At 58.7% G+C, this 12,539-nt stretch carries 14 protein-coding genes and 1 pseudogene; 4 read left to right on the top strand and 11 right to left on the bottom strand.

Features of this window, described 5'->3' with window-relative positions; genetic code table 11:
• Positions 1–15: 15 nt before the first annotated feature.
• On the bottom strand, positions 16–1,941 hold the full coding sequence (mrdA, locus tag ACRAWE_RS07865) for a penicillin-binding protein 2 (protein ID WP_211129396.1): 1,926 nt from the start codon (positions 1,939–1,941) through the stop codon (positions 16–18).
• A gap of 295 nt (positions 1,942–2,236) precedes the next feature.
• Between mrdA and ACRAWE_RS07870 the strand changes: the two genes are divergently transcribed.
• Positions 2,237–2,518 carry a YjcB family protein gene (locus tag ACRAWE_RS07870; RefSeq protein WP_063919438.1) on the top strand — a complete coding sequence of 94 codons (282 nt, stop codon included), beginning with the start codon at positions 2,237–2,239 and terminating at the stop codon, positions 2,516–2,518.
• Between the two features lie 25 nt (positions 2,519–2,543).
• On the opposite strand, the gene ACRAWE_RS07875 is transcribed toward ACRAWE_RS07870, so the two are convergent.
• The 3 genes from ACRAWE_RS07875 to ACRAWE_RS07885 form a co-directional block, all read right to left on the bottom strand.
• Complete coding sequence (locus ACRAWE_RS07875) at positions 2,544–2,993, bottom strand: MarR family winged helix-turn-helix transcriptional regulator (protein ID WP_019456317.1); 450 nt, start codon at positions 2,991–2,993, stop codon at positions 2,544–2,546.
• 92 nt (positions 2,994–3,085) lie between these two features.
• The gene (locus ACRAWE_RS07880; RefSeq protein WP_432525208.1) at positions 3,086–4,102 is read right to left on the bottom strand and encodes an FUSC family protein; all 1,017 of its coding nucleotides are present in this window, start codon (positions 4,100–4,102) and stop codon (positions 3,086–3,088) included.
• Complete coding sequence (locus ACRAWE_RS07885; RefSeq protein ID WP_033633093.1) at positions 4,099–4,671, bottom strand: isochorismatase family cysteine hydrolase; 573 nt, start codon at positions 4,669–4,671, stop codon at positions 4,099–4,101. The genes ACRAWE_RS07880 and ACRAWE_RS07885 overlap by 4 nt, the downstream gene beginning before the upstream one ends.
• Positions 4,672–4,926: 255 nt before the next feature.
• Here ACRAWE_RS07885 and ACRAWE_RS07890 point away from each other — a divergent pair, with 255 nt between their 5' ends.
• A complete protein-coding gene (locus tag ACRAWE_RS07890; RefSeq protein WP_004940721.1) occupies positions 4,927–6,126 on the top strand; it encodes a multidrug efflux MFS transporter in 1,200 nt (399 codons plus the stop codon).
• A gap of 171 nt (positions 6,127–6,297) precedes the next feature.
• On the opposite strand, the gene ACRAWE_RS07895 is transcribed toward ACRAWE_RS07890, so the two are convergent.
• The 4 genes from ACRAWE_RS07895 to ACRAWE_RS07910 form a co-directional block, all read right to left on the bottom strand.
• Positions 6,298–6,789 (bottom strand): nuclear transport factor 2 family protein, encoded by a 492-nt coding sequence (locus ACRAWE_RS07895; RefSeq protein ID WP_019456318.1) that lies wholly within the window; start codon positions 6,787–6,789, stop codon positions 6,298–6,300.
• A 9-nt stretch (positions 6,790–6,798) separates the two neighbouring features.
• Positions 6,799–7,251 carry a MoaF-related domain-containing protein gene (locus ACRAWE_RS07900; RefSeq protein ID WP_432525209.1) on the bottom strand — a complete coding sequence of 151 codons (453 nt, stop codon included), beginning with the start codon at positions 7,249–7,251 and terminating at the stop codon, positions 6,799–6,801.
• A gap of 310 nt (positions 7,252–7,561) precedes the next feature.
• Positions 7,562–7,996 (bottom strand): VOC family protein, encoded by a 435-nt coding sequence (locus ACRAWE_RS07905; RefSeq protein WP_198635882.1) that lies wholly within the window; start codon positions 7,994–7,996, stop codon positions 7,562–7,564.
• Positions 7,997–8,013: 17 nt separating this feature from the next.
• Positions 8,014–8,883, bottom strand: coding sequence for a helix-turn-helix domain-containing protein (locus ACRAWE_RS07910; RefSeq protein WP_019456321.1), 870 nt, complete (start codon positions 8,881–8,883; stop codon positions 8,014–8,016).
• 179 nt (positions 8,884–9,062) lie between these two features.
• Between ACRAWE_RS07910 and ACRAWE_RS07915 the strand changes: the two genes are divergently transcribed.
• Complete coding sequence (locus ACRAWE_RS07915) at positions 9,063–9,980, top strand: DMT family transporter (RefSeq protein WP_432525210.1); 918 nt, start codon at positions 9,063–9,065, stop codon at positions 9,978–9,980.
• Positions 9,981–10,033: 53 nt separating this feature from the next.
• Positions 10,034–10,930, top strand: coding sequence for a PhzF family phenazine biosynthesis protein (locus tag ACRAWE_RS07920; RefSeq protein ID WP_432525211.1), 897 nt, complete (start codon positions 10,034–10,036; stop codon positions 10,928–10,930).
• A gap of 48 nt (positions 10,931–10,978) precedes the next feature.
• On the opposite strand, the gene ACRAWE_RS07925 is transcribed toward ACRAWE_RS07920, so the two are convergent.
• The 3 genes and pseudogenes from ACRAWE_RS07925 to ACRAWE_RS07935 form a co-directional block, all read right to left on the bottom strand.
• Positions 10,979–11,332, bottom strand: coding sequence for a hypothetical protein (locus ACRAWE_RS07925; RefSeq protein ID WP_432525212.1), 354 nt, complete (start codon positions 11,330–11,332; stop codon positions 10,979–10,981).
• Positions 11,333–11,470: 138 nt separating this feature from the next.
• A pseudogene (locus ACRAWE_RS07930) lies at positions 11,471–12,072 on the bottom strand (RHS repeat-associated core domain-containing protein); the annotation flags it as partial.
• 133 nt (positions 12,073–12,205) lie between these two features.
• Entirely contained in the window at positions 12,206–12,529 is a 324-nt protein-coding gene (locus ACRAWE_RS07935; RefSeq protein WP_197668418.1) for a hypothetical protein, read from the bottom strand.
• Positions 12,530–12,539: the final 10 nt, after the last annotated feature.

Raw genomic sequence — 12,539 nt, forward strand, 5'->3', positions numbered from 1 at the left:
TAAAAACAAACCGCATCACCGTTGCACATCCGCACTGTCGTTTAACTGCGGTTTACTTTGCGCCGGGTCGCCGGACTGCGGCGCGTTGGCCGGGTCGAAAATGTGGTCGAGGATCGCGCGCGCGGTCGGCCCCGCCACCACGCCGTCGCCGCCGCCGTTTTCCAGGATCAGTGCCATTGCCACCCGCGGGTTTTTATACGGGGCGAACAACGTATAGAAGATGTGATCGCGCAGCCGCACCGGGATCATTTTGGCGTTGTAGGTTTGGTTTTGCTTCAGGCTGAACACCTGCGAGGTGCCGGATTTGGCGGCGATCTGGTAAGGCGCGGTATGGAACAGCTTGTAACCGGTGCCGTTCGGTAAGTTGGCCATGCCGTACATGCCGTTGCGCACGATACCCCAGTAAGGCGAGTTGGGATCGCCAATCTGCGCCGCCTGCATCGGCGGTTGGTAGCGCGTCACGCGGCCGCCCTGCTGCAGCGAATACAGCAGATGCGGCGTTTTCACCTGGCCGTTGTTGAGCAGCGTGGTCAAGGCTTTCACCATCTGGATCGGCGTCGCCACCCAATACCCCTGGCCGATGCCTACCGAGACCGTATCCCCCTGATACCAGCCCTTTTTGTGCACCTTCAGCTTCCAGTCGCGGCTCGGCAGCACGCCGCGGTACTCTTCGTTCAGATCGATGCCGGTCGACTGGCCGTAACCGAACTGGCTCAGCCAGTGGTGAATGCGATCGATGCCCATCTCATAGGCCACCTGATAAAAGAAGGTGTCGGCGGATTCCTCGATCGCTTTGGTCACGTTGAGCATGCCGTGGCCGGTTTTCAGCCAGTCGCGGTAGCGCCGCTCGGTGCCGGGCAGCGTCCAGGTCGGCGCGCCGAAAAAGGTGGTGGTGGGCGTGATCACTCCGGCGAACAGCGCCGAAACGGCCATGTAGGGCTTCACCGTCGACGCCGGCGGGTACAAGCCCTGAGTGACGCGGTTGATCAGCGGCAAATCCGGGTTGTGCAGCAGCGCTTTATAGGCCTGATAGCCGATGCCTTTGACGAAGGGGTTGGGATCGTAACTGGGGCTGGAGACCATCGCCAGGATACCGCCGTCGCGCGGGTCTTCCACCACCACGGCGGCGCGTTGCCCCTTCAGCACCGATTCGATGTACTGTTGCAGCGGCAGATCCAGCGTCAGATAGATGTTTTTGCCGGCCTGCGGCGGCTGCTCCTTCAGCAAGCGGATCACGCGCCCGTGGTTATCCACCTCCACCTCCTGATAACCGGTGGTGCCATGCAGTTCGGATTCGTAATAGGCCTCGATGCCCTGTTTGCCTATGTTGCGGTCGGCGGCGTAATTCTCGCTCAGGCCGGCCTTGTCCAGGCGCTTGAGATCGCTGTCGTTGATCTTCGACACATAGCCCAGCACGTGCGCCAGCTGGGCGCCATAAGGATACTCACGCTGCTGATAGGTATCGATAGTCACCCCGTCGAAACGGTATTGGTTAACGGCGAAGCGCGCCACCTCGGTGTCGTTCAGCCCCGCCTTCAGCGTGACCGGTTTGTAGCGGCTGTTGTGGTGCATATCGTCGCGAAACGCGCTGATGTCTTCCGGCGTCAGATCGACGACCGGCGTCAACGCCCGCAGCAGCGCCGCCATGTCGGCGACTTTGCTGGGCGTGACTTCGATACGATACAGTGTCACGTTTCGCACCAGCGGAATGCCGTTGCGATCGAAGATCAGCCCGCGGCTGGGCGCGATCGGCAGCATCTTGATGTCATTTTGATTGGAGCGCGTCTGGTAAAAGCCGTGCTGGCGAATTTGCAGCCGGTAGAGGTTGACGATCAGCGCGCCGAAACAGACGACGACCAGCGCCAGCGCCACGGCCGCCCGGCGGATGAACAGCCTCTCTTCCGCAGAGTGGTCGCGAATTTTTTCTTTTAACAGGGCCATGCGGTGCCGGTACCTTTTGCGTCACATTTCCCCGCAAAATCAGGGAACTGAAAAGCCGGCAAGCATAGCGTTATCGGGCGCGCCGCCCCATGAAAAGGTTGCTAATGAAATGGCATAACTGTTTCAGCATATTGGAATGTTACCGGCGGCGATTTTTTCACCGCGCTCCCCATTGAGCCGCCGTTCACCCCAATGCTACAATGTGACCCAAATCACATTATTCCCGTTATTCCCCTCCGCATCTCCCTGTCGGCGCCCTGCCGGATGCGGCTTTTGTTACATAGGATCGAGTTCGATGAGTACCATTACCACCGGTTTAATCATGATGCGCTGGGAGTTGCTGAGCGCCGTGATGATGTTCTTCGCCAGCCAGTTAAACGTCGTTTGCCGTAAAACCAGCCGCAATGGCATGGCGTTCATGTTCAGCAGCCTGGGCCTGTTTACCGCCTGCTGGTTCGTGATGGGGCTGATGGGCATCCATCTCACGCTGGAAGCCTTCACCCAATTCTGGTCGTCGGCTTGGGATCGCTACGTAGACGTGGTCAGCACCATGCCGGTCGATTGGCCGATGCCATAACCTCGCCGCACGGGCGGCCCGGCGATTATTCCGCGTCCGTTGGCGGCGCCGCCGCCAGCCGCGCCATCAACGCCCCCGCTTCGATCAGCTGCGCCTGTTCTTGCTCCGTTAAACAGCTTTCCATCGCCGCCAGCAACCACGCCTCGCGCCGGGTGCGGCTTTGCTGCAGCAGGCCCAGCCCGGCGGGGGTCAAACGCACCCGCACCCGGCGTTTGTCTTCGGCATCCGGCGTGCGCACCAGCAGCCCGTCGGCCTCCAGCTCCCGCAGTGCGGCCGCCAGGTTAGAGGAACGCATACGCTCCGACTCCGCCAGCAGCGACGGCGTCGCCTCGCCGCCGTGGCGATCGATAGCTCCCAGCAGCATCAGCTGGGCCCAGGATTTTTCGTCGCTGCGCGATTCGCGCCGCAAACGGCGCACCAGCGACATTAACTGCGTGCGCAACAGCGTCACGTCTTCAGGATGATCTTTTTTCATTGGCATCAATAGATAACGATAGATTTGTCCGTACTTTCGCACCGAGACCGGGTACGGTCAACCGAAATTGGCGGCCGAAATATGCCAGCTCGCTATTGGCGGGTGCCGGCGTTGAGCGGCAACACCGCGTGCACCACCAAAGCGAACAGCAGACCGACGCCACCGCCCAGCAACACATTGACCACCCTTTCTGCGGCGATCGACGGCGCTTTTCCGGCAATCACCAACGCGCAGCAGATGCAGGCGCAACGGGCGCCAAACCCCAGGGTATAACGATGAAAAGACACCAAGGTGAGCATCGTCACCACGCTCAGCAGTTCATAACCCACATTGCCATGCGGCATGAGGCTGCCCAGCAAAATACCGATGGGCACTCCCAGCAATGCGCCTGACGCACGCTGGCGGAGTTTGTTGCGTGTACCGGCCATATCGCCGCTGATCACGCTTACGGCCGACCAGATCACCCATTGCCCGTAATCGATGTGTTGCCACTCAACGATCGCCGCCGACAGTGCAACGGCACAACTTACGGCGAGCAAAGCCTCGCCGCAGGCCACGCGAGCGCCAAGCTCATCGCTGCGACGCAGCTGGAGATAATGATGCAGGCTGTCACTCGTCGACAGCCACGTTAGCCGCCGATGCTCTGCCAGTGCAAGCATCAGCACCGGCAAGACGGCTGCCCCCAGAAAAGGGAGTAGCGCCCAGCCGCATTGGGCTAATGGCGCACCGGCGCCACCTTCAGCGGTTTCACACGCCAGATAAAGAGCCGGAATAAAAATAAAATTCCCCAGGGATCGCAGCTTGCCGCCGAACGCGGAGATCCCAACCGCCGCCGCCGCTGCCAACACGCACGCCAAGATGAAGATTACCGGCGTGTGCATGGCGCACAGCAGCGCCATAAAGAGCAGCAGCAATGCCGCCGCATGTAGCGCCACGCCGAGCGGCGCCAGTTCAAGGCGCTCGCAAACGACAAACAGCGATATGGTGACCACCGAAGCCTTCAGCCAGTTGGCATTGCCTGTCGCCAGGCTCAGGACCAGCAACGGCGCCAACACCCATGCTCCCCGTCGCAGCTGACGCCAGGCGATTTCTTCACGCAGCGGCTTCACAATGCGCTCAGCTGTTCCAGCGTGACGATATCGGCAATAGTGGCAAGCGTTTCCATCGAGATTCGGTGCTCTTCCGCCGTGGCCGCCGCGCAAGCCTCTTCCAGTATCAGCACCTGATAATCGCGATCGTGCGCGTCGCGCGCCGTCGCCTGTACCGCCCAGGTGCTGCTGACCCCACAGATCACCAACCGTTCAATGCGGCGGGCGCGCAGCGTCGCATCCAGATTGGTGCCATAAAACGCGCTGACGCGCGGTTTTACGATGGTTAACTCCCCCAAATCAGACGCTAAATCAGGATGAAAATCCGTGCCCGGCTGGCCCAGTGCGATAGCGCCAAATTGATGCGCCTGCCCAAACATCCGCGAGTATTTGGGTTGATCGACATAGCCGGCCGCGAAACCGACTTTAACCAGTATGCGCAGCCAATCCTTGCGCTGCGCGAGAGACAATGCGCTATTTGCCCGCGCGATAGCATCGCGCTCAATGACCTGCTGCGCCGAGCGCGCAATTTTTCCTTCCGGGTGGGAGATATCCACGATGTAGTCCAGAGCGATCAGTGCGGTATTCATAGAAAGCGTCTCCTTGCCGCCGACACGGCGAAATGGGTAGAGAGAGTGTGGCGCCGCCGGATTGTTGAGCGGCTTGGTGGAGTAGCTTAAAATAAATACCTATGATAATATAGCTATTAATTTATAGCGAAATGTAACAACGCCGCCGACGAGCTTTACGTTTTCTCACGCATTTCCCCCACGCCGGCCAGTTCGCGGTGTTATTATTATCTTGCTTAACAAATCCCTCCAAATTCAAAGTGGTACGACAAGTCGATGGAAGCGTGGAAAGTCAATCTGATCTCGGTCTGGCTCGGGTGTTTCTTCACCGGGCTGGCGATGAGCCAAATCCTCCCTTTTCTGCCGCTGTACGTCGAACAGCTCGGCGTCAGCGATCATCAATCCCTCAGCCTGTGGTCCGGGCTGGTGTTCAGCGGCACCTTTTTGGTCTCGGCGGTGGTGTCGCCGCTGTGGGGCAGCCTCGCCGACCGCAAAGGCCGCAAGCTGATGCTGCTGCGAGCCTCGCTGGGCATGGCGATCGTCATCGCGCTGCAGGGGCTGGCCACCAACGTCTGGCAGCTGTTCGCGCTGCGCGCCCTGATGGGGCTGACGTCCGGCTATATTCCCAACGCCATGGCGCTGGTCGCCTCGCAGGCGCCGCGCGATAAAAGCGGTTGGGCGCTGGGCACGCTCTCTACCGGGCAGATCTCCGGCGTGATCGCCGGGCCGCTGTTAGGCGGGCTGATGGCCGATCATCTGGGGCTGCGGGTGGTGTTTTTCGTCACCGCCGGGCTGATGTTCGTCAGCTTCCTGGTGACGCTGTTCCTGATTAAGGAGAGGCGCATCACGGTGAAAAAAGCGGATCAGCTGAGCGGCAAGGCGGTATTCCGTTCGCTGCCTTATCCGACGCTGATCGTCACGCTGTTCGTTTGTACCCTGATGATCCAGCTGGCTAACTCGTCCATCAGCCCGATCCTGACGCTGTTCATCCGCGAGCTGTCGGGCGACGTCAGCAATATCGCCTTTGTCAGCGGCATGATCGCCGCCGTGCCCGGCATTGCGGCGCTGATCTCGGCGCCACGCCTCGGGCGGCTCGGCGATCGCATCGGCACCGCGCGCATCCTGATCGCCGCGTTGCTGTTCACCACCGGCCTGTTCGCCGTGATGGCCTGGGTGAATACCCCGCTGCAGTTGGGCATTCTGCGCTTCCTGCTGGGGTTCGCCGACGGCGCGCTGATGCCGGCGGTGCAGGCGCTGCTGCTGAAGTATTCCTCCGATCAGGTGACCGGGCGCATCTTCGGCTATAACCAATCCTTTATGTACCTGGGCAACGTGGTCGGCCCGCTGCTGGGATCGGGCATTTCGGCGATGATGGGGTTCCGTTGGGTGTTCGCCGTCACGGCGGTATTGGTGCTTTGCAATGCGCTGCAGCTGCGCCATCAGTTCAAAAAAGTGGAGAATCAACGCGCGGGATAACGGGAAATGCGGGGAAACGCCTCAAGCAGTGGTGGGACAATGACGCCCATCAACCGTGCCACCACTGCCAAAGGCGGCCGTAGCCTACTCGACGCGGCGGTCATTTCCTATTTATGTAAGTAAATAAAGTGTTACGGGCATGTAGAGGGCCGCCGCAGCGGCCCTTGCGGATCAGAACATGGTATTGTCGTTGGCCGATTTTTCCGGCACATCCTGATTGACGTCCCAATGCTCGGTGATTTTACCCTGATCGTTCACCCGATAAATATCCACGCTGGCGGTGCCGCGATCCTGCGGGTTATTTTGGTATTTGACGTGAACATAGACCAGATCGCCATTGACCGCGCTGCGGTAGATTTTGGCGCTGTACTGCGGATTGTCTTTAAAGGTCTGGCTGAAGAAATCCAGGAACGGCTTGATGCCGTCGCCGACAAACGGGTTATGCTGCTTGTAGTTCTCCACAATCAGCTTTTGCGCCACGCTGATGTCGTGACGGTTGAAGAAGCCCGCGTACAGGTCTTCCACCACCTTCAGCTTTTGCTGGGCATGATGGTAACCGCCCTTGCCTGCCGACTTGTAAGACGCCGCCTGATCCGTTGACAGCGCAGGGTAACTCGCCAGCAAACCGCCGACGATCGCACAGGTGATCAATGCCTTTTTCATAACTGCTCCTTATTTTCCTGAGTGACCTACGATTTTCAGCTGCCCTTTCAGATGGGTGAAACTGCCGTCCTTGGCGGCGATGTTGGTGTACACCTCGCCGCGCTCAAAGTCCTCGATATGCGTCACGTTGTCGCCGGACTGCGGTTCATGCCAATAGACCATATAGACCTTCGGCCGAATCTCCACCGCGGTGTACTGCACGGTATCGGTGATGCCCTGCGACGCTTCGCCGATACCGGTGAAGGTCATGGTCTTGTCATCGGTAAAATCCAGCTTGAAGGCGAAATCGCCGAAGGTCACCTGCACCACTTTACCGACCGCAATAAACTGCCCGTGTTTTTCCGTCATCGTCGCCGCCTTACTGTTAGTCAGGGAGGGTTGCGCCGCCGCAGCGGCAGGCAATGCCAGGGGGAAAGTCAGGGCTATCGCCAACGCGATGCCCGTTCGCTTCACTGTTTTCATCGTTCCTTCTCCTTTCCATGGTTGAAAACGAGAATCATTATTATTTCTTAACGGTTGGCGGAAATATAAGAATAATCTCTATTCCCATCAGGCACCTGGCGGCAAAAAAAGCGGGCGAAAAATCGCCGTAAAATGGCATGGCAATAGCGCATTCTGGCCATTGGTTTTTACGCAATGAACGGGATTACTGCTTTCAGGAAGGGAAACCACTCGGGGATTTGATGGGTCTATAGCGCAGATCGCTTTAAGCTAATGCGTATTTGTTCTTAAGCCGTCCACCGCCGGAAAATGGCGGCGAACGGCGCGGCGTTTAACGCAGCCAGGGCGTATAGGTAACGCCAACCAGCAACCCTTCCGGGCTGAGCAAACGGGTAACGCTCTGGCCCCACGGCTCTTCGCGATTGGCGACCAGCAGCCGATAACCTCGGTCGATCAGCCCCTGGGTGGCGGCCGCCATATCGGCTACGTCGAACTCGATCCACGCCTGCGGCGCCGTGAGATCCGCCGGCCAGCGGTCGGTGCCAAAGCAAGACTGCGCCGCCTGCGCCAGCGGCCACAGGGCGAAATGCTTCACGCCGTCCAGCGCGCCCGGCTCCGACAGCAGATAGGTTTCGTTGCCCGGCATCGGTTTGAGCGGCAGCCCCAGCGCCTCGACATAAAACGCCTTGCTCTCGCCGCTCTCACGCACGATCGGCCCGAATCCGGCGACAAACAACACACCCAGCCCGGCAAATTGTTGATCCATGCTGCTCTCCCTTCCGGTTAGCGCCCCTGCCGCACCTGCAGCGGAGCAAATCCATAGGCCGCCTTGAAGCGGTTGCTGAAATGGCTGGCGGAGCTGAAGCCGCACGCCAGCGCGATCTCGGTGATCGGCTGTTGGCTGTGGCGCAACAGCTGTTCCGCCCGTTGCAGCCGCGCGCGCATCACGAACTGATGTGGCGCCAGGCCGGTTGAATGTTTGAACATGCGGGCAAAATGGTATTCGCTCAACCCGGCCTGCGCCGCCAGATCGGCCAGCAACAAAGGCCGATCGAGGTGGCTTGCGATATATTCCCGCACCCGCTTGGCCACTGCGGGTGCCAGGCCGCCGCGCGCCGGCGGCAGCTTCCACTGCAGCTGGCTGTAGCGCTGGATCAGATGCGACATCAGCAGGTTCGACGCGCTGCTGAGCGCCAGCAAATTGGCGCTGTCGCGCCAGTCGCAGTTGAGCAAAAACTGGCGATACAGCAGCGTGATCTGCGGATCTTCGCCGAAGCTGCGCTGCTCCACGTTGATCGCCGCCGGGCTGCGATCCCAGGTCTGCTCCGCCAACTGCCGCAGATGGTCATCGGTGCAGTACAGATGCACGAATGACAGATCGCTGCGCACATCCCAGGTGGAAGCGTACTGGCGCGGCATGATGCAGAAGCGATCCGGCCCGCCGCCGTTGCGCCAGCCGCCCGGCACCTGCTGGTAGCACTCGTAGCCGTCGGCGACGTAAAGACTCAGGGTATGGTGGTCGGCGCTTTCCTGCGTGACGCGATCGTTGCAGTTGGACCAGGCGGCCAGCTCCACGCCGGTACCCAGCAGCACGCTGCCGTGCAACCGCGCCTTGTGTTCGCGCAGTGTTTCAAACGCCTGATAGTTGGACATCACCGGCCCCGTTGTTCGACATGCCGACAGTGTAAAGAGTGGCGCCTCGGCATGCCAGCCGCCGCCTCGCGCTTTTACCAAAAAAAAGCGCAAGAATATGCAACTGGGCGCAAAGCGCTGCAAGCGCCGCCGCGCGCCAAAGCGGATACTGCGCTATCGGTTTTTTCGGAGTAAAGAACATGAATGCGCTGTTGTACCTCGCCGTGGTGCTGATTTGGGGCACCACCTGGATAGCGATTACCCTGCAACAGGAAGGCCCGGTGGCCATTCCCGTGTCGATCGCTTATCGCTTCGCCATTTCCGCTGCGGTGATGTTCGCCGTGCTGTTGTTAACGCGCCGCCTGCGCCACATCGCCCCGCGCGATCATCTGTTCTGCGTGCTGCAGGGCTGCTGCGTGTTCGGCTTCAACTTCTTCTGCTTTTACCACGCAGCGGCTTATATCAGCAGCGGGCTGGAATCGGTGATCTTTTCGATGGCGGTGCTGTTCAACGCCCTCAACAGCCTGCTGTTTTTCCGCCAGCGCCCCAGCCCCAACCTGCTGCCGGCGGCGCTGCTGGGTTTGACCGGCATCGTGGCGCTGTTCTGGCAAGATTTGGCCGCTACCCGCATGGCGCCGGAGCTGCTTAAAGGCATCGGCCTGAGCGCGCTCGGCACCTACGGCTTCTCGCTGGGCAACATGATCAGCACGCGCCATCAGCGCCGTGGGCTGGATATCTTTTCCACCAACACCTACGCCATGACCTACGGCGCGATGCTGATGGCATTGGTCGCCCTGGCGCAGGGCGCATCGTTCCAGATGGAATACAGCAGCCGCTACATCGGCTCCCTGCTGTATCTGGCGATTTTCGGCTCGGTGATCGCCTTCGCCGCCTACTTCAGCCTGCTCGGCCGCATCGGCGCCGGCGCAGCGGCCTACAGCACCCTGCTGTTCCCACTGGTGGCGCTGACCATCTCAACGATTTACGAAGGCTACCAGTGGCATTTCAACGCCGTGCTGGGCCTGTGCCTGATCCTGTTGGGTAACCTGGTGATGTTCGCCAAACCGGGGCTGAAATGGCGACGGGCGGGTATCTCAAAGCAAAACTCAACCCTTTGAAGCTATTGCAAATATCGTTATCATCAGGTTTTGTTGATAACGGATGATGGCAAATGCTCAGAAGTGATGATGTGACACCCCGCGCCTACCAACAGGTGGACGTGTTTACCCGCACGCCGCTGCAGGGCAATCCCGTGGCGGTCGTGCTGGAGGCCGAGGGGCTGAGCAGCGCACAGATGCTGGCACTGGCCCGCTGGACCAACCTTTCGGAAACCACCTTTGTGCTTAAACCGACGCACCCGGCAGCGGATTATAAGGTGCGCATTTTCACCACCGAAAAAGAGCTGCCCTTCGCCGGCCACCCGACGCTGGGCACCGCCCACGCCCTGCTGGAAGCCGGATTGACGCCTAAACGCCCTGGAACGGTGATGCAGGAATGCGGCATCGGCCTGGTGGCGGTCAATATCCTGCCGGAAGGCACATTGGCGTTCGCCGCGCCCGAAGTAGAGTTCCGCCCAATGGCGGCCGAAGAAACCGAACGGCTGACGGCCGCTTTACGGCCTGCAGTGATTGCAGCAGGCACCCCGCCGGTGATTGCCGAGATGGGCATTCGCTGGCTGATGGTGCGCCTGCCGGACGCACAGTCCTGCCTGGCGGTGGCGCCGGATCAGGCCACGATTAAACAGCTGCAAACGGCTTGCGATGTGGATGGCGTGGTGGTTTATGGCGCCAGCTCCGCAACCGAGCCAGCCGATTACGAAATGCGCGCGTTTATGGTGGAATGCGGCGTTTTGATTGAAGATCCGGTAACCGGCAGCGCCAACGCCTGCCTGGCGCGCTTGCTGCAGGCCAGCCGCTTCCCCGACGGCGGCCGGACCGCGCAGGGCTACCAGGTGCGCCAGGGCACCCAACTTAATCGAGATGGCCGCGTGAGCGTGCGCTTTATTGACGACGAACCCTGGATCGGCGGACACTGTCGCACCCTGATTAATGGCACGGTGGGTATTTAGTATGCCTCCTACCGTTTCGAACTTTTTCTGCGGCACAAAATGCCGCCATTATTCATACAATATTTTAAAACCACCCGTAACATCGAAAACATGATCATAGGTACTTAACGCAACCCTTGCTTTTCCTGAACTGTATTCCTCCAGCAAATCAAAGCTTGACTCTGAATACTTCTCATAAGGATAGTCATCGATTTTATAGATAGACATCCTTTCTATATCACTAAAAAAGAACACTATTCTCACGTCAGCCTCATTCAAAACCTCTGACTCGCATGCTGATAACGAAAGCAAGGCTTTAATTTTAAATGTGAAAGGAGAAAGACTCATTTCATGTTCAGAGATAATCAAGGCATCCCGCCCTTGAATGATCCCATACTTAGTCTTTATTGCTTGTACCTTCATCTTTAGCTCACTCTCTACTTAAATGATAACTAAGAAAGGCATTGCGCTGTATATTCCAGACAGGCTGGTCGTCATATCGGTTAATTTCAATGCCGCACTTTTCAGAAGCATTTTATCCCCTGGGAGTTGGTCTCTTCTGCTACTCAATCCCAGCGGATCCACCCACATCAGCGGGTTCGGCGCATACTGATAAAGGTTCAACCCACCGCGCAGCCCTATCGGATCCTGCGTGGTGAAACGCCCACCTCGGGTTCGTAGTAGCGGAACAGGTTGTAGTGCAGGCCGCTTTCGTCGTCCTGATATTGCCCGGCGTAGCGCAGTGGCTGCTGATACTGCGCGCCCTGCCGCTTCGCCGCGCCGGCTACCGTCTGGCCCTGCAGCTTGCCGAAGGTGTCATATTGCCCGGACCAGCACAGGTTGCCCGCTGCGTCGGTCACTTCCAGCGGCGCGCTGTTCAGATCGGTGTGATACCAGTAAATATCTGCCGAGCGGCTGTCGCCCGCCTGCTCCAGCGCCGCCAGCGGGCTCCACGGGCTGGCCGGATCGTAGCTCCAGCTGCGGCGGCTGCCGTCGTCGCGCTGCTCCTGCAGCAACCGGTAGCCCTGCCACAGGAAACGGGTCGTCTGTTCGGTTTTGCCCCTGTAGCGCACCGTTTTGCGGCTGCGGCGGCCCAGCGCGTCGTAATGGTATTGCTCGCCCTGCGGGCCGCGGCCGTGCGCCTGCACCTGCCGGTTGTCGGCGATCGGCACCAACGGCAGGTGTGCGAGGATGTCGTTTTGCAGGCTTATTAAACCAATTCATTCTTATTTTTAAAGAACGCCTCGCTGAACCTAATTTTTTAGCATTAAATTATATTGTTTATCCCTCTCCTTCTCACAAGCCATTTTCATTTGAAATTAGACGCTTCCATTTCTCAAGATATCCCTCAAACTCATCTATGCTCGAGACAATCATAGACTCCTCGGTGTACTCATTAAAAATCTCCACACCATTAGGTTTAATAGTTATAGTATGAGAGTTCCCCGTCCCCTCCCAAAATGGCAGAGTTCCAGAGCTTACAAGTTTACAAGCCTCAATAAACTCATTGACGCCATAGACACTTCTTTGGATATCATCCTTTAAAAAGTCAATCAGTATCCTAAAATCACCATCAGCTTCTATAGATGGATAACCGTCATCACCGATAAAAAATCTCATTCCCATCTCC

Source organism: Serratia sp. BFP-2025 (genome assembly GCF_050880365.1).
In the GTDB taxonomy this organism is placed as follows: Bacteria; Pseudomonadota; Gammaproteobacteria; order Enterobacterales; family Enterobacteriaceae; genus Serratia; species Serratia surfactantfaciens.